Origin of the sequence: Rhodopirellula bahusiensis, from assembly GCF_002727185.1 — a bacterium.
Taxonomy (GTDB): domain Bacteria; phylum Planctomycetota; class Planctomycetia; order Pirellulales; family Pirellulaceae; genus Rhodopirellula; species Rhodopirellula bahusiensis.
Map to the genome: position 1 here is coordinate 587,872 of NZ_NIZW01000001.1, position 20,765 is coordinate 608,636.

Sequence of the window (20,765 nt, forward strand, 5' to 3'; positions counted from 1 at the left end):
ACTCCAGCATTGATGGGTGACGCCCGTGTCGCAACGTCTGTTTAACTTCTGTGTCTTTGGGACGCTTGCCGTGATGGCAGCCCCACTGCATGCACAAACCAATTCAACTCGGTCGAGCCAATCGGGCTCGGTTCGCAACGCGAGCTATATAGAGCAGAACGCTCGAGCATCGTGGCAGCCAGTCCGAGACCTTTCGCAAAAAACGACCTCGCAATCGACCAACGCGAATCGCCCGCAGTCGGCGAATGTTCGCTTGGTAGACCACACGTCATCCTTGCCTTCTCCGCCCATGCCTCCTTCGATCAACCCGATCATTGAAGAAGGCCCAATCACTCATTCGATGCCACTGGACGGCCAGGTCATCTACGACCCGATGCTGGACGGCGGTTGCGACTCCATGCCAATGGGCAGCTGCGGATGCGGCAACCATGGGTGCGATGGCGGTTGCGGTTCGCTCAGCTACGGCGGATGCGACGGCATCGGTTGCGGTGGCGGCGTTTGTCACAACGGCGACCCGATGTGCGGCGAATACAACGATTGCGACGCGATGCGACCATGCATGACGCTTTGCTTCCCTCAGGACGGTTGGTTCTCGGCTGAGTACCTGTTGTGGTGGCAAGATGGCATGGCATTGCCACCGTTGGTGTCCACCGATGTGCTGCCATCGCAACGTTTCCCGAATGATCCGGGTCGTGTTCTGTACGGCGGCCAAGATGTCTTGACCGACAACATGGACGGACTGCGTCTGAAGTTCGGATTCTGGTTGGACAAGTGCCACACCTGGGGCATTGGAGCGGAAGGTTTCGGAATCGGGGAAGAAACCGACAGCTATCGTGCCAGTGGTGCTGACTCGCAATTCTTGGGTCGCCCATTCATCAACGTTGCCAACGGCAGTGTCGAAGACCAACAACAAGTTGCCTTCCCCAATCAACTCGCGGGAACCGTGGCCGTTGATGTCGACAGTCGCTTGCGAGGCTGGGGAATCAACCTGCGTCACCTACGCCGCAGCGAAACCAGCTGCAGCCAAGGCGTCTTCTGCGGTTGCCCAGAACACACCTGCGAACGATTTGAATACCTGGTCGGATTCCGCCAAGTCGAACTGCGTGAAGGCGTTCGAATCACGGAAGACCTCGCCAGCATCCCAACCGCTCCTGACACCACCGTGTTGCAGTACGACATCTTCGATGACTTCCGCACTCGCAACCAATTCAACGGCTTGGACTTGGGTTGGATGTACAAACGAACCCGAGGCTACTGGACGTTCGACGCTTTGATTCGATTGGGCGTTGGCAACACTCGTCAACGAGTCACGATCGACGGTGAAACATCCATCGATGGTGGAGCGGCTGAAAAAGGCGGCTTGCTTGCTCAGAACTCCAACATCGGCGAATACAGCCGCGACGAGTTCTCAGTTCTGCCACAGCTCGACCTGACGCTGGGTTACCAAGTCACCGAACAACTGCGAGCCACCTTCGGATACACGTTCCTTTACTGGTCCAACGTGGTGCGACCTGGCGATCACATCGACCGCCGCGTCGACACGGCTCAATTGCCCAATGGCACGACGCCAGCAACGCCAGTTCTGGCTGATTACCCCGCCTTCGAATTCGACAACACCGACTACTGGGCCCAAGGCATCAGCTTCGGTGGCGAGTACCGCTGGTAGGTCTGACACACGGAGGCTTGGCAAGGCCTGCTGATTCGACCGGAAATTCTAAATGGGTTGCCGGGACGAACAATTCGAAAATTTCAGCTGACTCGCAATGAATCGGCTGACGCGAAGAAAGCAAACATGCCGATTACACCGAAACCGAGGGATTCGGAGCGGTGAAGGATGAAACCATTCTCCGAGTGAGAGCATCCAACCATCGCCCAGCAACGAGCCAGTCGCGTCATCCCCATTGATTTCGCGTGGCGGGCTTCGAAGACGCAGGCTCCCCAACTAGACAACAGTATCCAGGGAATTGGACATGATCTTCCAACGCATGATCGACCGTCTGACCGGTCAAAACCGTCGCACCAACCAAGCGGATCAAGCGAAATCCAGTCGTCGTGGTCGCCGAGGACGACGCCGTCTGAAATTGGAATCCCTGCAAAAACGTGAACTGATGGCAAGCGATTTGGCCGCCATCAGCGGCATCGCCTACATCGACAGCGATGGCAGCGGAACGATGGATGGGGGTGAACCCGCCATCGAAGGTGCGTTGATCACCTTGTACCGCGATGCCAACAGCAACGGAACACTGGAAATCGGCACCGACGTGGTCGAGGGCACCGTCACAACGGTCGCGGATGGAGCGTACCGCTTCACCAACCTGGATGGTTCCGATGCGAGCGGCACAACAGCCACCGGTGTGTACTTCCTGACGCAAGAAGACGCGCCGGGTGGGGCCGACCTCAGCGGTTTGGTTTTCCCTGATACCGCAACATTGACCATCACCGATGACACCGGTGTGACCGCAGCGACCATCGATGCATTCTCGATCGATCAACCTTCACAACCAATCACCGAAACGGTTGCCGGCAGCACCACCACCAGCAGCAGTGGTGCATTGACCTCCGGTGGTGATGTGATCGGTGACGAACGAGACGTGGAGATTTTCATCGACGCGAGAACCAGCGGCGATAGCCAGTTCTCGATCGTCACAGGTTCCAACGAACTCGTCTTCAGCAATGGTGGCGACGTCACGGCAACTCTGCTGGTGCAATATGACGGCGTGGATGCCGATGGTGGTGGATTGGCGCTTGATCACACCGGACTGAGCAGTGCCGACCTTTCGAACTCGGATTCAGCCGCCGGAATCGTGCTGTCGGTTCGCAGCGACCAGGTCGTGACCGATGGTATCGAAGTTCGGGTTTACACTGACGCGGCCAACTTCTCGACGGCCACACTCAGCTTGCCCAGCAACATCGCCGGACCTGCCCAAGAATTGTTTGTGCCCTTCAGTGCTTTCTCGGATGTAGGTACGGGAGCCGATTTTGGCGACGTTGGTGCCATCGAAGTCTTTGTCGATGCAGTCGGCAGCAACGGCGGTGCGGGTGCATCGAGTTTGGACCTGTTCGTTTCTGTTTTGGAATCACAAAGCAGCAATGAGAACGTGCTGAACTTGGCCAGTATACAGCCGATGGAATTGGGCGGTGAAGTCTTCATCGACGACGGCGGCGGAACCAACCAAACCAATCAAAACAACGGCACACGTGACGCTGGCGAACCCGATTTCCCCAACCCCGGTGCGGGCAATGAAATCGTGGTGGAACTCTACGCTTTGAGCGGACCAACTGACACGGTCGACGCTGGCGACACTCCGATCGCGACGACCACGGTCGCCGGTGGAGCCACCTCGGGTGCCTACACCTTCACCACGCTGACCAGCGGCGATCCACTTGGTCCTGGCACCTACGCAGTTGTGATTCCCGAATCAGAATTCGCAACCGGCCAACCGCTCTTTGGACACTCCGGCAGTGGCACCGCCGCCGCGGACACTGACCTGAATGCCAACGACGATAACGACGGCACCTACGTCGATGGAATCGGCTTGGTCAGCGGCGCGATCACCCTGGAAGTCAACGGAGAACCCACCGCTGACGGAACCGACAACAACACCAACTCAACCGTCGACTTCGGTGTGGTTCCCAACACCGACTTGCGAATCACTAAATCATTGGTGACCGCATCATCGAACTTGATCGCGGGCGGTACTGCGGTCTTCGACTTGGTGATTGAAAACTTGGGTCCATTGGATGCCACCGATGTCAGCGTGGATGACTTCATCCCCGATGGCCTGACCTTCGATCGAATCGAAGACAGTGGCGGCGGGGCAGTTGCCACCACCACGACGACCGAAGTGGGTGGTGCCGGCCGCGAGATCCGAACGTTCAGCGTCGGAGCCTTGGCCGCATCTGGATCGGTCACCTACCGAGTCTTCACCGACATCGACACCGATGTTTCAGCGGACCCTGAAAATGAAGCTCACGTCAGTGGTTTCCAAGTCGAAGTCGACAACGACCCGACCAACCCAGATGACTCCGATCCACTGTTGAACAACGTTTCGTTAGCGAACGCGGATGTTCCAATCGCGACGTTGAGCGTGACCAAAACGGACAACTTGGCGACCGTCACGGCGGGTAACCAACTGACCTATCAAATCACGGTCACCAACACCAGTACCGACAACGCAATCAACGTGACCGCACTGGACACGCTGCCAACGGGAGTGACGTTTGTTTCGGCAAGCTTCACTGACGGTTCGGGTTCGGTCAGCGAAGTGACCGCAGGCCCTGACATCGGCAAGATTCAGATGGTGCTGGGCGATTTGGCAGCCGGCGAAGACGAAACGATCGAGATCATTGTCACGGTCGATGCAACAATCGCCGACGGTGATTCGCCACTGGACAACTCGGTCACCGCAACGGCCGACAACGCACCCGATGTAACAACCAATGACACAACCGACGTTGTCCGCGAAGTCGATGTGACGGTCGCGAAAACGGTCATCGAAACTCGGATTCCCGATGATCGCACCGATGGCGATGACGCTGATGACATCATCGACAGCACTTCACCATTCCAGGTTGTCGCGGGCGGTTTTGTCACCTACCAAGTCGTGGTTTCCAACTCGGGACCATCGGAAGCTCGAGGCGTTGAAGTCGTCGATGTCTTGGACGCTGGATTGACACTGGTGGCCGGCAGCTTCGACGCAGGGACATCCGGAATCACTGTGGTTCAAACCGGTCAAACACTGACCTTCACGGTTCCTGACTTGGACCCCAGCGAGTCGCTGACCTTTGAATTTGAAGTCGGCATCGGCTCGGATGAACTCGACGTGATCGCCAACACGGCGACGGTCAGCACGACCGATCCTGAATCGGATTCCAACAACAACACCTCGACGGTCAACATCGATCCAGAAGCCCGGATCGACCTGATCTTAGAAAAGACGGCTGGCGAAACCACCGTGGTTCCTGGTGCCGACACTGTGACCTACACGTTCACGGTATCGCACGATGACGACAGCATCTCCGATGCGATCGACTCTCGCATCACTGACACGCTGCCTGCCGGATTATCCAACGTTGTGATCACGGCGGCTGGTTCATCCACTTCGAACTTCAACACCACCACTCGTTTGCTGGAAGTCGAATACGCTTCGATTCCCGTCGGAACGACTCAGACCTTCACGGTCACCGCCGATGTCGATCCAACCGTGACAACGGACTTGGTCAACTCGGCTGCCGTTGCCGTCCCCGGTGTGACCGAACTGGACAGCACCAATAACACCGACACCGTGACCGTTGGCGTGACTCCTGAGTTCGACCTGACGATTGCCAAAACCGTCCAAGGCGGTGCCACCACATTCGGTCCAGATGACACGGTGACGTTCAACATCGTTGTCTCGCACGACACCGATGACGATGGCACCGAAGCAGACAACGGTGAAAGCCCATCGACGGCGACGGGTGCCATTGTCACCGATACACTGCCGGCCGGATTGACATTCGCATCCGCCACATCAGGCGGTGCCGCGGTCACACCGACCAGCACCACCAATGGCGTAATCGTGTTCCCTGAATTCGATCTTGCTCCTGGCACGACTCGAACGCTGACCATCACCGCAACGGTCGATGATGATGCGTCAGGTTCGATCACGAACAACGTCTCGCTGGCAACCGATACCGGCGAAACGCAGACCGACAACAACTCAGCATCTGTCCCTGTCACAGTAGTTCCCGAAGCCAACGTGCGAGTCACAAAAACGGTGGACGTGACCACGGCTCAAACCGGTAGCGAACTGACCTACACGGTCATCGTCTTCAACGACGGTCCGTCACCAGCAGACGCCGTCACCGCGGTTGACACGCTGCCAGCAGGACTGACGTTCGTCAGCGGCACGGGACCAAGCGGAGCCTTGTCCGCAGCCGGTCAGACAGTCACCGTCAACGGTGGAACGATCGCCTCGGGCAGTTCATTCCAGTTCACGATCGTTGCTTCGATCAACGACGGTGTGACGGCTGACCAAGTCAACAGCGTTTCAGTTTCTACCTCAACCGCAGAAACCAACTCGACCGACAACACGGCTTCGGCCACCACGGCGATAGACCAGGCGATCAACGAGATCTCCGGCAACGTGTACCGCGACGCCAATAGCAATGGTGTCCGCGACGCGGGTGAGGTCGGCTACGAAGGCGTTCAGTTGCAACTGACCGGTACCCTGTCCGATGGCAGCACTTTCACTCCCGTGACCGTGACCACGGATGCCAACGGCGAATACCTGTTCGAGGACCTGCTGCCTGGCAAGTACCAAGTGACTCGGTTGTCCTTGCCAAGTGGCACAAGTGACGGGCCCGAATTCCCCAGCACATCCGAAGGCACCTTGGGCAACGGTGAAAGCATCGACGACATTGATGTCGGTGGCACCAACCCGACCGTTGTGGCGTTGACCGACTTCACAGTTGTCGACAACAGCAAACGCAGCTTCCTGGCATCGTTCATGCAAACGCCAGGCATTCAGAATCGTCCAACGGATCGTTGATCCATTGGACTGAGAAGAACTCGCGACAACAAATCGATGCCGGGCAACGGGGAGCCGGTGGAACGCTCGGATCGATTTCGTGAGTCAAGCCCGGCCTTTTTCGGGGGGAAAAGGTCGGGCTTTTTCATGCGCTGACGAGTAGGAGAGCGGATGGTCACCGGAACCATGTCCAGAGTCGAGTCGATGTTTCGCCACTCGCCCGCAGGCCAGCTAACTTGTCCCGCATCAACGCGAACCGGTTTCACGCATCGCGGACAGGCCACCAGGCAACTCGGACCGCGTTTGGTATTGACGCGATGGACTTAGATTGACGATCCGTTCGGTTGGACACGCCAAAATCTTGAGCGAATCCGATCTAGAACGGAAAAATAATGCCAGCCCCGACCAATCAAACTACCGCTAGACTTGCTTCTCGCTCTCTCAGCCCTCGATTCTCTTGCCTCGCATTTGTTGCTGCATTAGTTTTGCTGCTGATTTCGGTTTGTGAAACTCAAAACGCGAGCGGTCAACAGTACGCGGTCGTTCCGGTCAATGGAAATGCAATCGATCCGTACGCCACCGCGGCCTACAACAGTGGCTCCCAAGGTGGCGGTTTTCTCGCGGGTTTCCCGAGTCAACAATTTCCGTCCAATCTGTTTGTGACCGAGGTCGCGGCTCAGGATCGTTTTTGGCTTCGCACCGACTACATCCGTTGGTGGGCCGATGGCATGGAGACTCCCGCTTTGGCGACGACCAGCCCCAATGGCACCGCTCAAAGCGATGCGGGCGTCCTAGGATTGGCGAACACCCAAACCCTGTATGGAGGTGAGATCAACGACGAAAGCACCAATGGAATTCGATTCCGCGGTGGCTTCTTTGTCACGCCCACCTCAGCGTTTGGAATTGAAGGAGAATACTTCCGAATCGGATCCAACGAATCAGGGTTCAGCCGCAACGGTGGCACTCAAATCCTGGCTCGCCCCTTCTATCGAACCGACACCGACATCGAGACCTCTCAGCTGATCAACTATCCTGGTGTGGTTGATGGCAGCCTGTCGATTGGCGCCAGCTCCAAACTCAATTCCTACTTGGTCAACGGACGCGTCGCATTGTGCCCCACGTGCGGCGGAAACTGTGTGGCTTGCCGCAATACCGACCGAGTCGACTGGCTGATCGGATATCGACACATCGAACTGGATGAAGCCCTGACCTTTTCCGAAACGCTCGACTCTCAGCTCACCGCGGCCCCCGGCACGATCGTTCTGAACGAAGCGTTTCGGACCAGCAACGAATTCGACGGGTTGCAACTGGGAGTGGTTTACCAAGCCAACTTGAAACGAATTTGGCTCGAGAGCCTCTTGCGAGTCGCGGTCGGCACAAACAAGCAAACCGTTTCGATCAACGGGAACACGACCATCACCGAATCCGGAGTAACGGACAACTACACCGGAGGACTCTACGCCCAACGAGACAACTCGGGGACATTCAGTCGCGACGAGTTCACGATGGTTCCCGAAGTCGGATTCACACTTGGTGTTCACCTCACCAGTTGCCTGGACGCGACGGTCGGCTACTCCCTGCTCTATCTTCCAAACGTCGTTCGCCCCGGTGACCAAATCGATCGCGACGTTGATCCCGATCTGCTGGCACCACCCGGTGTCGTGACGTCGCCGTCACGTCCCGAATTTCGGTTCATCCAAAACGACTATGTGGCTCATGGGTTAAGTTTTGGCGGACAGCTTCGATTTTAACACACCGGATCGAGAAGCCCCGTATCAACAGATGCTCGGGCTCTCTTCGCCCTGGGCGGTCGTTGACATTCATCTGGACCACGAAGTCCAGGAGATCCGCGTGTATGTCGAACACACTCGTGGTGCGAAGTTCTGTTGCTGAGAATGCGAGCCTGAATGTCCTTGCCACGACCATGCTGAGGAGCGTCGTTGGAGACACCTCGATTCGTGTCAGTTCAAGACAGTACTGATTGCGAAAACGCCGCGAGTGAAGTGCCCGACACATGGTACGAAGAATGCCAAGTTGCCATGGCCCGAAAAGAACATTCAGTTCACGATGTTATTTGAGCGATTTGCAATCGACGTGCTCTTGGGCGCTCAAACAGTTCAAGTAGCCAAAGGAATTCTACAATCCAGCTGGGATGAAACATGGCACATCCTGAAGAAGATTGCCAAAACCATCCAGGAACGATTGCCCAACGTTGTGATCTACTGCATGCACGGAATCACCAATGCCGTCGCGGAAGGCATGAACAGCAAGATCATGTCCATCAAGCGTCGGGTAGGCGGCTACCGAGATCGAGAGAATTTCAAAACGGCAATTTACTTCTACTATGGTGGACTCGATCTCTACCCACGATAAACCCGGATGGCGTTTTTTTTGGTTTCGGCATTTGACGCGAACTCCCTTGCCCCGTTCTGCTGTAGTTTTATTCAGGAATCCATTTGCAACACGTTTTTCGAATCCTCATGAAATCCGGCGGCAGCCTCCTTTTCGTCTTTGTGCTTCTTTGGCTGCCTGGTTGCCAACCAAGCGATCAAACCAACGCTTCGCAAACCAATTCGGGCCGCGAAACGGGTGATACGACGGCTGCATCCAATGGACTTTCGGGCGACACCTCCACGGGAAAGAACCCAGGCAGCTCACAGCAGATTCGGCAGCAAATCTCCGCCGCCGTCGCCGCCCGCGACCCTCAGTTGCTGAGATCCGTTTCGCGACGGGCGATGCTCGCCTCCGGCGATGACTCAGGCGTCTACGAGACACTCGGCAACGCGTGGAACACACTGGGCGAAACCGACGATGCAATCAAGATGTTCGATGCGGCAATCGAATTGGCAGATGTTCCGTCGGCAGATCTGTTCGAAAAGACCGGCCACGCCTACATGTCGGTAGGAAGAACCTTCGATACGATCGAATTGATGAAACGCTGTGTCGAGCTGCATCCGAAAGACTCCGAGCGCAGGGTCTCTTTGCTCGGGTTGATGATGAGCCAAGGCCTCGATCGCGAAGCGGTGGTGCACCTGCGCTACCTGATCCAAAGGGGACAAGCCGGGGTTTCCGAACTTGTGATTGCGAGTGACTTGTCACGTCCGCAGGCCGACAACGAAATGTGTCGCCAAGCATTGAAATTGAACCCGTCGGATCTGCGACCTCAATATGCGATGACGCGATTCGATGCGTACCATCATCGATGGGACGTGGTGCACGAACAATTGCAACCTGTGGTCTCGGCGCATCCAAAATTCGTCCCGGCATGGGCATTCCTGACCCGTGCAGCGGTTGAACTGAATGACCTGGACACTTTGCAGCAAATTGCTGCTCAGGAATTCCCAAAAGGCTACGAGGAACATCCGCAGGTTTGGTTGGCGAGAGGTGTTTGGGCCGATCGAATCGGTGACGTCTCGCTCGCCGCCGCTGCATACTCGGAAGCCGTTCGGCTCGCGCCAAACCACCATGAAGCACTGACCAAGCTGACCGCCGCGTTGGCGAGATCAGGCGATCTCGAGATTAGCCAAACGGTGGCGGAACGCGCGGGACAGGTCAACGAACTAAGAGAAGCCGTCGATGGTTTTCTAAGCTGGCGGCGAAACTCGCAACGTCTCGCGGTTGTGATTGCTGAAAAACTGCAGCAACTTGGCCGTCAATGGGAAGCTGTCGTCTGGCTGCGAACTGCTTTCTCATTGCCGCAAGACCCGGTCGAGAACATCAAGCCAGCGTACATGGCAGCCAGGAGCAATTTGACCGGCCAAACACCTTGGCAGACATTCGACTCACAGTGGAAATTTGACAAATCAGCAACAAGCCAAAAGTTTGCAAAGATCAAAGAGCAGGGTTGGTTCAACCAAACATCCACAACCGATCCTTCGACAAAAGCATCCTCAGGAGGATCGCCACGGAAATCTCCGACTCGAAGCATCAGCGACCGCAAGTATCGAATGATCGATGAAGCCGCTGCGAGAGGACTATCACACACGGTTGGAATGAAACGCCCATCAGCAAAAGATGGGCTGTGGCTGTGGCAATCAGGACTGGGTGGCGCCGGGGTGCTGGATCTCGACTTGGATGGCTGGCCCGATCTTCACTTAACAGCATCCGGCGGCGGACAGCCAGGAAAACGTGAAAGCCAACCCAATACGACCGCTCGAAACTTGGCTGGGAATTTTGTCGACGTCTCGAGAGAAAGCGGCCTGGCAGACACGGGATTCACTCAGGGTGTCAGCATCGGCGACTTCGATGCGGATGGATTCCCCGATTGTGTGATCGCGAACATCGGCATCAACACACTGTACAGAAACAACGGCGATGGCACGTTCACCGATGTCACTCGGTGGATGTTTGACGATCCAGATGCAGCAATGACATCGGACGGAAACGCACGAACCGAAGTCGGAACGGACTCTCGCAATACATGGACATCATCCGCCGCGATGGCAGACATTGACCAAGACGGATTGACGGACCTGATCGAGGTCAACTATTGCGGCGGTCGTGCGCCGTATCAACAACGATGCCTGGATGGAAAGATCGACGCGTATCGATCCTGTCAGCCGAATTCACTGCCGACAGAGCGGGACCGGGTTTATCGCAACCGGGGCCTTCTCGCACCGACGCCTCTGTTTGAGGACCAAACTGATTCCTGGTTCTCCGACAGCGACCCGGGTCGAGGATTGGGGATTCTCGTCGGACAGATTGATGGAACCGAAGGGTTGGATCTCTACGTTTCAAACGACATGACGGCCAATCATTTCTGGCGTTTCGACTCCGTCACCAAGACATTGAATGAACAAGCCACCATTCGCGGCGTTGCGTTCAACCATCAGTCCGCCGCCGAAGCCTCCATGGGAATCGCGGCAACGGACGCGGATGGTGACCTGGATCTTGATCTGCTTGTTACCCACTTCACCGACGAATCCAACACCTTCTACGAACAAATTCGAGACGGGCTCTTTCAGGACACGACGGATTCCGTGCAACTCGGTGACTCCAGCCAAGACATGCTCGGATTCGGAACTCAATTTGTCGACTTGGATGGTGATTCGATCGATGAATTGCTGGTCGCAAACGGTCACATCGATGACTTCTCTCACAAGGGCCTGCAGTATGAAATGCCGGCCCAGCTCTTCGCCCTGGACAAGGGCAACAAATGGCAATGGGTTCGCGATTCGGCCACCGGACCATACTTCGAAGAGCCACGCATGGGACGAGCAATGGCGACGCTGGATGCCAACCGAGACGGTCAAACTGACTTGGTCGTCACCGACTTGTTTCGCCCCACGGCGCTGCTAGTCAATCAAACGCCTCGCGTATCCGAGATCATGACCGTGCGAGTCGTCGGCGTCGAATCAGAACGAGATGCGGTCGGGACAACCGTTTTGGTGACCAGCAGCAACGGCACCCAAATGCGACAACGAATGGCGGGATCGGGTTACCAATGCTCAAACGAACCGATCCTAACGTTCGCGATTCCAGAAAAGGATTCAGAGGTCTCCATTGAAGTTCAATGGCCGAGAGGTCTCACGCAGAACATCACCGTTGCGTTGCCTCAGCGAGAACTTTTGTTGGTTGAGCCGTCTGACGACAACTGATTCGCAACTCACTTGCGTCGCAACGGAAAATCCTTTCCAACGATTCTTCCATCACTCCCATTGGTCCGCACTCAGCTCCATCCAACGCTCTTCGGCTTCGCCCAACTCGGATTCGATCTCTTTCATCTGATCGTGCAAACGAACCGCTTCGTCTGGATCGGTTTCAGTCAACAGTTGCTTGTTCAGATCCTTTTTCTCGTCGTCCAGTTTGGCGATTTTTCGCTCGAGATTCTTGACCTCTTTTTCGCGTTTCCGCTGGTCCTTCTGATCTTGTCGTGAATCACCGCTGCTCTTAGATGCTCCCGTCTTCGGAGCAACTCCTGCCGCCTTCGCGTTCGCGTTGCGAACCCGCTCGCCTTCGTCAATTTCTTTCTCGACGGCTTCGCAGTAGGTCTCATAGCTGCCGAAGTAGTTGCGAACCCGGCGGTCCCTGACTTCGATGACGTTGGTTGCCACTTCGGCCATGAAGTGACGATCGTGGCTGGTGAAGATCACAGTGCCTTTGTAGAGCTTCAAAGCATCCGCGAGAGCCTCAACGGTTTCCACGTCCAAGTGGTTACCGGGCTCATCAAGCACCAAGACATTCGCGGTACCGAGCAACAGACTCGCCATGCATACACGAGCACGCTCGCCACCGGAGAGGACTTTGATTTTCTTTTGAATGTGCTCATCGCGAAACAACAGTGCGCCCGCCATCGCCAACACGTCTTGGCGAGTTGTTTCGGGATCCGAAGCGTACTCCAGATGTTCCAGGATCGTTTGGCGCTCATCCAAGGTCGTGTAGACGTGCTGGGCGTAGGTCCCGATCTCGATTCCGTGGCCCCATTTCATCGAGCCTTCGATGGGGTCGAGCGAGTGGACCAGCGTCCGCAGCATCGTCGTTTTCCCTTGACCGTTGTCTCCCACGATCGCGGCGCGTTGGCCATGTTCGATTTCCAACGAGATGTCTTCGGCGACAACGTGTCCTGGGTAGCCGATCGCTAGCCCTTCGCATCGGACGGCCGTTCCTTGTCGAGGCTGAACACGCGGCGCGCGGATGTTGACCGTTGGTTCATCACCCACAATCTCCGTCGTCTGCAATCGCTCGAGTTGCTTCGCTTTGCTGCGAGCTTGACTGGCCGTGGAAGCATTGGCTCGGTTTTTGTCGATGAAACGCTGCAGCTGTTTTTGCTTGGCAACCACCGTCGCGTTGACGCGTTTTTCGTGCTCGCGTCGTTCCTCGCGATATTCGAGAAATTCCTGGATCTTCCCGGGAAACATTGTCAGTTGCCCGCGGGAAAGTTCGAGCGTCTGGCTGCAGGTCGCCTTCAAAAACGCCCGGTCGTGACTGACGATCAACGCGGCTTTGCCGAAGTCCCGCAAGAAGTGCTCCAGCAGAATCTGGGTACGCAAATCCAAGAAGTTCGTCGGTTCATCCAGCATCAGCAAATTAGGATCGTGCAGCAACAACGCCGCCAGTTTGACGCGAGTTTGCCAACCGCCCGAGAGAGCCTTCACGGGCCCCTCCAAATAATCCCCTTTCAGCTCGAATTGGCCAGCCACTTGGCCGCATCGCCAATCAGGTTCGCCGCTGTCTCGCATCAGAAAATCGAGTGCCGATTCACCCTCTTTAAAGGGATCGTGCTGACGCAGATAGCCAATCCGCAGGTTCGGATGGTGAATCACCTCGCCCTTTTCGACCTCTTCTTCGCCAAGCAAGATTCGCAGCAACGTTGATTTCCCGGCTCCGTTTCGTCCCACGAAGCCAACCTTGACGTCATCGACCAACGATGTGTTGGCCCCGTCGAGCAAGACTTGGTCGCCGAACCGTTTCTCGGCGTCTCGGAGCTGAATTAAAACGGCCATTCTGAGTAAATTTCTAAAACTGAAAGAGTTGCAAACGAAAGACAAGCGGTCGGAAAAAACGTTCCCAAATCCACCTCGTCGCGTCAAACGTACCGATAACCGAGGAAAAGTTCACCCGGTCGTCCTACCCACCCCGGGATCGGTTCCGTACAGTAGACTCAGGCGCGGCAACGGCACCCCGATTGGAAGCGTGCTTTTGACGCTTCTCCCACCTTCCACGTTTCCTTTCCTCCTTTGCGAGCCGCTTGGCGATGGCGGTTCGTTGCGGGACTCATGAATAGCTATTCGTTGGACTACATCGACGATCTGTACGTGCAATACGTGCGTGATCCGTCGAGCGTTTCGGAAACTTGGCGTCAATACTTTGAGCAGTTCCTGGTAGGGGCCGGCGCGCGTGTCACCGCTCCTCCTGCTGCCACCCAAACGAGTGCGCAGACTGGCTCCGTCTCCAATGGGACGACGTCGGGAGCACGCTCCGTGGTGGCTCCCGCATTTGCCTCGGGCCAACCCGGCAGCTCCGCGGACACTTCCGAGCGTCCAGGTTCCACCGGCGATCAAAACGTTGATCAGGCCCTCTGGTTGGCTCGAATTCAAGACCGCGTGGACCAACTCGTTCGCGAATACCGTGTCCGCGGTCACTTGGTTGCCACCCTGGACCCGCTGGGATTGTTCGAACACACCTGTCCCGAACTGTCGCCACGAAGCCACGGGCTGAGCAAGCAGGATCTCGCTCGTCCTTTTGATAGCAGCATTCTGGAAAACGTTTCGGGCAGCACGCTCGATGTCATCCTGAACAAGCTGCAGTCCACCTATTGCCGCAGCATCGGTGCGCAGTTCATGCACATCGACAATCGCAACATTCGTGATTGGCTGCAGCGTCGGATGGAAACAACAGAAAACCGCTTGGATCTGTCACACGAAGTTCAACGCCGGATCTACACCCGACTGGCTGACGCGACGATCTTCGAAGAATTTGTCCGTCGGAAATTTGTCGGTGCCAAAACATTCTCGCTCGAGGGTGCCGAAAGCCTGATCCCTTTGATTGACCTGGCGCTTGAAAAAGCCGGCCAGCATCAAGTCAAAGAAGTCGTCATGGCGATGGCACACCGCGGTCGCCTCAATGTGATGGCGAACATCCTGAAAAAACGGGCGATGAATATCTTCTGGTCGTTCGATGACCCGACGCCCGAACTCAGTCGTGGCGGCGGCGACGTCCGCTATCACCTCGGATACAGCAGCGACTGGAAAACCGCGTCGGGTGACCGTCTGCACATTTCGCTGTGCTTCAACCCCAGCCACTTGGAATACGTCAACACGGTCGCTCTCGGCCGGACTCGTTGCAAGCAAGACAATCGCGGCGACGATGACCGACAGGATGTCATGACCGTCCTGATTCACGGCGACGCTGCTTTCGCCGGTGAAGGGGTCGTCCAAGAAACACTGAACCTCAGCGAACTGAAGGGCTACCGCACCGGCGGAACCCTGCACGTCGTCATCAACAACCAAGTCGGTTTCACCACCGAACCAGACGAAGGCCGCAGCACGACGTATGCGACCGACGTGGCCAAGATGCTGCAGATCCCGATTTTCCACGTCAACGGCGAAGATCCCGAGGCGGTTGCTCAAGTCGTATCGCTGGCAATGGACTTCCGCAAGGAATTCCATCGCGACGTGGTCATCGATTTGTACGCCTACCGCCGCTGGGGTCACAACGAAGGCGACGAACCTCGCTTCACACAGCCTCAGATGTACGCCGAAATCGACCGTCGTCCCGGCGTCCGGCAACAGTATCTCAATCGCCTGCTGAAGCTTGGGAAAATCACCGAAGCAGAAGCGGATGAAATCAGTCGCGATCGAACTGAAAAGCTTGAAAGCGAATTCGAAGCCAGCAAGCACGAATCGTTCGTCCCTGACACGCAAACGTTGGCCGCGAATTGGCTGGAGTACTTCGGTGGCCCTGAACCGGCCGATGAAGTCGACACGACGATGCCGGTCAAACGTCTGAGCGAGTTGATCGACTCGCTGACTCGTTTGCCCGAGGGTTTCTCGCCGCACAAAAAACTCAAACGGCCCATGCAGCAACGCCGAGAAATGGCGGGCGGCGAACGTCCGCTGGATTGGGCCACCGCGGAAGCCGCTGCGTTTGCATCGCTGCTGGATGCGGGACACCCGATCCGCTTGACCGGTCAAGATTGCGAGCGTGGAACATTCAGCCACCGCCACGCGGTCCTGCATGACATGCGAGACGGAGCCGAATATTGCCCGCTCAAGAATCTGCACGACAACCAAGCTCGCTTGGAGCTTTTCAACAGTCCACTCAGCGAAGCTGGTGTGCTCGGCTTTGAATACGGTTACTCACTGGACTGCCCCAGCGGCTTGTGCATGTGGGAGGCCCAATTCGGTGACTTCTGGAACGCTGCTCAGGTGATCGTGGACCAGTTCATCGCCAGCGCCGAAGACAAATGGAATCGCTTGTCCGGTTTGGTCATGTTGCTGCCGCACGGCTTCGAAGGCCAAGGCCCCGAGCACTGCAGTGCTCGCGTCGAACGCTTCTTGGCCATGGCAGCTGAGGACAACATCCAAATCTGCCAACCGACCACGCCGGCTCAATACTTCCATTTGCTCCGCCGGCAAGTCATCCGCAAATGGCGCAAGCCGTTGATCGTGCTGACGCCCAAGAGCCTGCTGCGTCACGCGGAAGTGACCAGCCCGCTGGACGTCGTCGCGGAAGGCAGCTTCCGCAAGATTTTGCCCGATCGCAAGGTGCCACTCGAAGGTGCCAAACGACTGGTGCTGTGCACTGGCAAAGTCTACTACGACCTGCTCCAAGAACGCACGGACAAGAACATCGAGGGAGTTCCGATCATGCGTCTGGAACAACTCTACCCGTTGTCTCCCGATGAAATTTTTGCTGCGTTTGAAGGCCTCGCCGAAGGATCGGAGATTCGTTGGGTACAAGAAGAACCCGAGAACATGGGCGCGTGGCCGTACTTGAAACTCAAGATCGGCGATGAACTCAACAAGCGTTTCCGGTTCACCAAAGCCACGCGTGCGGAATCGGCCAGCCCCAGCACCGGGTCAATGGCGGCTCACAAATTGGAACAAATCGATCTGCTCAAAGCCGCCTTCGAAGGCATCAACTGAGCGTGCAATCGCTCAGTCGGCCGTTGCGGGAAGACCAAAAAAAACGCTGACGTCTATCCCGACGGCGTCACGTTGGCTGGCTGTTTTGAAGGCCACTTACGTTGCCTGCCTTTGCTAAACCGCTTCAAGGCGAGCTGCATCAACGTGACCGTTACCAGGGACGCGCTGGGAGCAACGAACAGGATCTGAGAAGCAAACCGGCTCGAATGATGCTGGCCGACAAGCTGACGCCAAACGTCATCTGCCAGCGTCCACCCCGCCTGCGACTGACTGTGCAAAAACGCACCGAGAAGAAAGACGCCAAACAATATACCCAGCCTCTTCGACCATGATTTCATCATCACGAGGTAGTTGGCGATTAACGCGGGGACGCCCGCAGGGGTCGTGTAACTCGCGATGGAAACAAGTTCACGATTGAGCCCCGAGACACGAATCAATGTGATCAACGCCGCGACGATGGCGGTAAAAATCAACAGCCACCGGATCGAGACGCTGGGCTTGCGAGATTTCGATGGACGAATTCGCCAGGGAGGTGTGGCAGACCAACGAAAATTTGCAGCCTGAATGGCACAAACAACCATCGCTGGAATGACCATCCCAATCTCGAATCCCGACTGGAAACCAAAGATCACGACACCCCAACAGATACAAACGCTCGCAACGCACCAATGAGGCCATCTAGCTCCAGGCGAGAGCAAAATGGCGGCCATTGTTGGCAACATCACAAACAGCGAAATGAACAGCCACCAATCGGCCGCGGACTCTCCATCGAAACCGGTTGTCGCTTCAAGCACAAGATACAGCAGTAACTGTGCCGTCATCACAACCAAAGGCACGACCCACCAACTGCGACCAAGAGCAAACGCGTTGTTGGACTTGTTCAGCACGACTCATTCACTCGCCAGATTGAGACATCAGATCAAGGGGTGAACAACCAATGCTACCACGCCGAGTCGTACAGTTTTGCAACCAACTCGTCGGTCCATGCCGTGCCGTCGGACTGGGTGTACCCGTGGTGACCTCCCGTGGGCATGGTCAAGACGCGAGTTGATTCGTGCACTCGGTCGCGTAGCGCAACGAACGAATCCACTGGAACCAACGGGTCATCGGCTGCGGTGACGATTAACGCGGGAACATCGATTCGCTCCACGACCGAATGAGCCGAAGACTCCGCGTAGTAGGTTCGCTCATCAGGAAATCCCGCCATCGGAGCGGTGATCCGGCGATCAAATTCGCGAAGTGTCTTTGGAGCCCGACCGTCCAATAGGCTGCCCAGTTCTTCTCTCATCTGCAACGTTGACTTAGCCCGCCGAAGCAACTGTGTGATGAAGTAGTGGTTGTAAAACCGTAGAGACCAGGACTCCATCCGGTCACTGCACGCTTGCAAATCAATCGGCGGTGCGATCGCAAGAATTGGACCGACTCGATCCCAATGCGAAGGTCTGGCGTCCAACCCCGCACCGATTCGTCCCGCCGCACGCAGCAATTGGTTCCCGCCCAAGGACGTTCCCACCGCTCCGATCGGGGCAGCTTGATCGCCGGTCAAACCGGCAATCCGCTCAATGGCGGCCAAGACATCTTCGCTTCGTCCCGCATGCGTGATGCCACGACAAAACGCGACTGATTCGCCACACCCTCGCATGTCCAACCGGAACACGCGGATGCCGAGCGCCAGCAACCTTCGCTTGAATCGGACCATGTAATCCGCGGCGTGGCAGCCACAAATCCCGTGCAGCAGCAACACGCTTCCTCGGGGAGCACCCATCCATGATTCGGGAGTATCATCGTGCAGAATCAACGTGTCGTTATCAGACACTGGCAAACGATGCTTTTCTGATTTGACGCCGCTCGATAGCTTTTGCCATTCATTGACCGTCATGGTCGGCCGTGGCGCAAGCAACGTTTGCAGGTGCCCACCCCGGCGCCATCGATGTGGCACAAAGCTCGGCGGTTCGAACCGATGCACTGAAAACGTCATCTCGTTAAACTTTCGCTCATGAAAACCATTCGCACCTTTTTGGCCATCCCGTTGCCTTCTGATCTCGCCCGCACAGCATCGCGTTGGATGGCGGAAACCAAAAGCCCAGGAGACGGAATCAAATGGGTTCCCGACGAGAATCTCCACCTTACGCTGAAATTCCTGGGCGAAGTTGACAACGTCGAAACACCGGCCGTCTGCAACACGCTGCAGGACGCTTGCGAAGACCTGGAACCCTTTGGGTTGGTGCTTGAGGGTGCCTCCGGAATCCCCGATTTGGAACGCCCTCGGGTACTGACGGTGGCCGTCGATGATTTCACATCCAAACTGACCCATTTGGTCGCGGATCTTGAAAAACGATTCGCTGCACTCGGATACAAACCCGAACCCCGAGATTACCGGCCTCACCTGACTGTGGGACGAACGCGAAGCGGAACCCGTCGTGCCAACTCAGACGTCATTAATCGCTGGCGAAAATTTGAAGAGGATGAAATCGGCGAATTCAACGTCCGAGAAATTCATGTTGTCGGCAGCTTCCTTGAGAAACAGGGGCCGACCTACAACGTGCTCGGACGAGTCCAACTATGACGTCGGACGCCGCACCTGAACTGCTGCTTTCGATCGAATCCACCTGCGATGAAACCGCAGCAGCAGTGATTCGCCGTGACGGCACGGTCCTTGGGCAATGCATCGCCACCCAAGAAACGCTGCACGAACAGTTTGGCGGGGTCGTTCCTGAGATCGCCGCCCGAGCCCACCTGGAACGCATCCTGCCGGTGATCGACACGGCGCTGAAGCAAGCCGATGTATGTGGCGAAGATCTCACCGCGATCGCGGTGGCCGATCGACCTGGGTTGGCTGGATCGCTGCTGGTCGGTGTCGTTGCTGCCAAAACGCTCGCCTTGGCTTGGAGCAAACCGCTCATCGCGCTCAATCACCTGCACGCCCACTTGTACGCGTGCCAGTTGATCGACGGGGCACCCGCGAATATCTATCCGGCGATCGGCCTGATCGTTTCCGGTGGCCACACCAGCCTTTATGTTTGCCACACCGCCATCGAACTGGAATACCTCGGCGGAACAATTGATGACGCCGCCGGCGAAGCCTTCGACAAAGTCGCCGCGATGCTGTCGCTGCCATTCCCCGGCGGCGTCGAAGTCGCCAAGCTCGCGTCCGAAGGAAACGACAAGACCTACTCCTTTCCTCGCTCGATGATCCACGACCCGGGCGATGACTTCTCCTTCAGCGGCCTGAAGACCGCGGTTCGGTACGCGATCGCTGGTCCCGGACGCCAGGACTTTTCTACGCTGGAGATTTCAGATCAAGTCAAAAGAGACGTTTGCGCCTCGTTTGAAGCAGCTGTAGTAGATGTTTTGGTTTCTAAGTGCCGCCGAGCGATCAAGCGGCACAAGAATCGCAACAAATCAAATGCAAACGAAGCCAATCGGCTGATCGTCGGCGGCGGCGTGGCAGCCAACCAACGTCTGCGACGCGACCTACAAGCGGCGGCCGATCAAGATGGTTTTGAGCTTTGGATCGCCCCGCCGCACCTGTGCACTGACAACGCGGTCATGGGCGCGATCGCGTGGAAGAAGTTCGAAGCCGAACAATTCGCGTCGCTTGACTTGGACATCACCCCCGGACTGCAACGAGGCTTCTGACGACGCAGACCAACCATTATCTCGAGACCAT

The 20,765-nt window shown here is 56.6% G+C and carries 11 protein-coding genes and 1 pseudogene; 9 read left to right on the plus strand and 3 right to left on the minus strand.

Annotated features, from left to right (window positions below):
- Nucleotides 1–25: 25 nt before the first annotated feature.
- The 6 genes and pseudogenes from CEE69_RS02330 to CEE69_RS02355 all read left to right on the plus strand — a co-directional run bounded on the left by CEE69_RS02330 (nucleotide 26) and on the right by CEE69_RS02355 (nucleotide 12,106).
- Nucleotides 26–1,666: a BBP7 family outer membrane beta-barrel protein gene (locus CEE69_RS02330; RefSeq protein ID WP_233214529.1), complete on the plus strand. Its 1,641-nt coding sequence runs from the start codon at nucleotides 26–28 to the stop codon at nucleotides 1,664–1,666.
- 304 nt (nucleotides 1,667–1,970) lie between these two features.
- On the plus strand, nucleotides 1,971–6,530 hold the full coding sequence (locus CEE69_RS02335; RefSeq protein ID WP_099259034.1) for a beta strand repeat-containing protein: 4,560 nt from the start codon (nucleotides 1,971–1,973) through the stop codon (nucleotides 6,528–6,530).
- A 464-nt stretch (nucleotides 6,531–6,994) separates the two neighbouring features.
- Entirely contained in the window at nucleotides 6,995–8,260 is a 1,266-nt protein-coding gene (locus tag CEE69_RS02345; RefSeq protein ID WP_233214530.1) for a BBP7 family outer membrane beta-barrel protein, read from the plus strand.
- A gap of 157 nt (nucleotides 8,261–8,417) precedes the next feature.
- Nucleotides 8,418–8,513, plus strand: a pseudogene (locus CEE69_RS33610) (transposase family protein); the annotation flags it as partial.
- 30 nt (nucleotides 8,514–8,543) lie between these two features.
- A complete protein-coding gene (locus tag CEE69_RS02350) occupies nucleotides 8,544–8,882 on the plus strand; it encodes a transposase (protein WP_390179955.1) in 339 nt (112 codons plus the stop codon).
- Between the two features lie 107 nt (nucleotides 8,883–8,989).
- Nucleotides 8,990–12,106, plus strand: coding sequence for an FG-GAP-like repeat-containing protein (locus tag CEE69_RS02355; RefSeq protein ID WP_099259039.1), 3,117 nt, complete (start codon nucleotides 8,990–8,992; stop codon nucleotides 12,104–12,106).
- Between the two features lie 51 nt (nucleotides 12,107–12,157).
- On the opposite strand, the gene CEE69_RS02360 is transcribed toward CEE69_RS02355, so the two are convergent.
- Nucleotides 12,158–13,951, minus strand: coding sequence for an ABC-F family ATP-binding cassette domain-containing protein (locus CEE69_RS02360; RefSeq protein WP_099259041.1), 1,794 nt, complete (start codon nucleotides 13,949–13,951; stop codon nucleotides 12,158–12,160).
- 273 nt (nucleotides 13,952–14,224) lie between these two features.
- Between CEE69_RS02360 and CEE69_RS02365 the strand changes: the two genes are divergently transcribed.
- On the plus strand, nucleotides 14,225–17,095 hold the full coding sequence (locus CEE69_RS02365; RefSeq protein ID WP_099259042.1) for a 2-oxoglutarate dehydrogenase E1 component: 2,871 nt from the start codon (nucleotides 14,225–14,227) through the stop codon (nucleotides 17,093–17,095).
- 53 nt (nucleotides 17,096–17,148) lie between these two features.
- Here CEE69_RS02365 and CEE69_RS02370 read toward each other — a convergent pair whose 3' ends face one another.
- Nucleotides 17,149–17,982, minus strand: coding sequence for a hypothetical protein (locus CEE69_RS02370; protein ID WP_099259043.1), 834 nt, complete (start codon nucleotides 17,980–17,982; stop codon nucleotides 17,149–17,151).
- Nucleotides 17,983–18,035: 53 nt separating this feature from the next.
- Entirely contained in the window at nucleotides 18,036–18,974 is a 939-nt protein-coding gene (locus tag CEE69_RS02375) for a YheT family hydrolase (RefSeq protein WP_099259230.1), read from the minus strand.
- 117 nt (nucleotides 18,975–19,091) lie between these two features.
- On the opposite strand from CEE69_RS02375, the gene thpR reads away from it, so the two are divergent.
- Nucleotides 19,092–19,661, plus strand: coding sequence for an RNA 2',3'-cyclic phosphodiesterase (gene thpR / locus CEE69_RS02380; RefSeq protein ID WP_099259044.1), 570 nt, complete (start codon nucleotides 19,092–19,094; stop codon nucleotides 19,659–19,661).
- On the plus strand, nucleotides 19,658–20,734 hold the full coding sequence (gene tsaD, locus CEE69_RS02385) for a tRNA (adenosine(37)-N6)-threonylcarbamoyltransferase complex transferase subunit TsaD (protein WP_099259045.1): 1,077 nt from the start codon (nucleotides 19,658–19,660) through the stop codon (nucleotides 20,732–20,734). Before thpR ends, tsaD begins: the two co-directional genes overlap by 4 nt.
- The last annotated feature ends 31 nt before the right edge of the window (nucleotides 20,735–20,765 follow it).

Excerpts from the sequence above, each read along its gene's own strand:
- CEE69_RS02335 (WP_099259034.1), top strand. The coding sequence starts at position 1,971 with ATGATCTTCCAACGCATGATCGACCGTCTGACCGGTCAAAACCGTCGC.
- CEE69_RS02355 (WP_099259039.1), top strand. The coding sequence starts at position 8,990 with ATGAAATCCGGCGGCAGCCTCCTTTTCGTCTTTGTGCTTCTTTGGCTG.
- CEE69_RS02360 (WP_099259041.1), bottom strand. The coding sequence starts at position 13,951 with ATGGCCGTTTTAATTCAGCTCCGAGACGCCGAGAAACGGTTCGGCGAC.
- CEE69_RS02365 (WP_099259042.1), top strand. The coding sequence starts at position 14,225 with ATGAATAGCTATTCGTTGGACTACATCGACGATCTGTACGTGCAATAC.
- CEE69_RS02375 (WP_099259230.1), bottom strand. The coding sequence starts at position 18,974 with ATGACGGTCAATGAATGGCAAAAGCTATCGAGCGGCGTCAAATCAGAA.
- thpR (WP_099259044.1), top strand. The coding sequence starts at position 19,092 with ATGAAAACCATTCGCACCTTTTTGGCCATCCCGTTGCCTTCTGATCTC.
- tsaD (WP_099259045.1), top strand. The coding sequence starts at position 19,658 with ATGACGTCGGACGCCGCACCTGAACTGCTGCTTTCGATCGAATCCACC.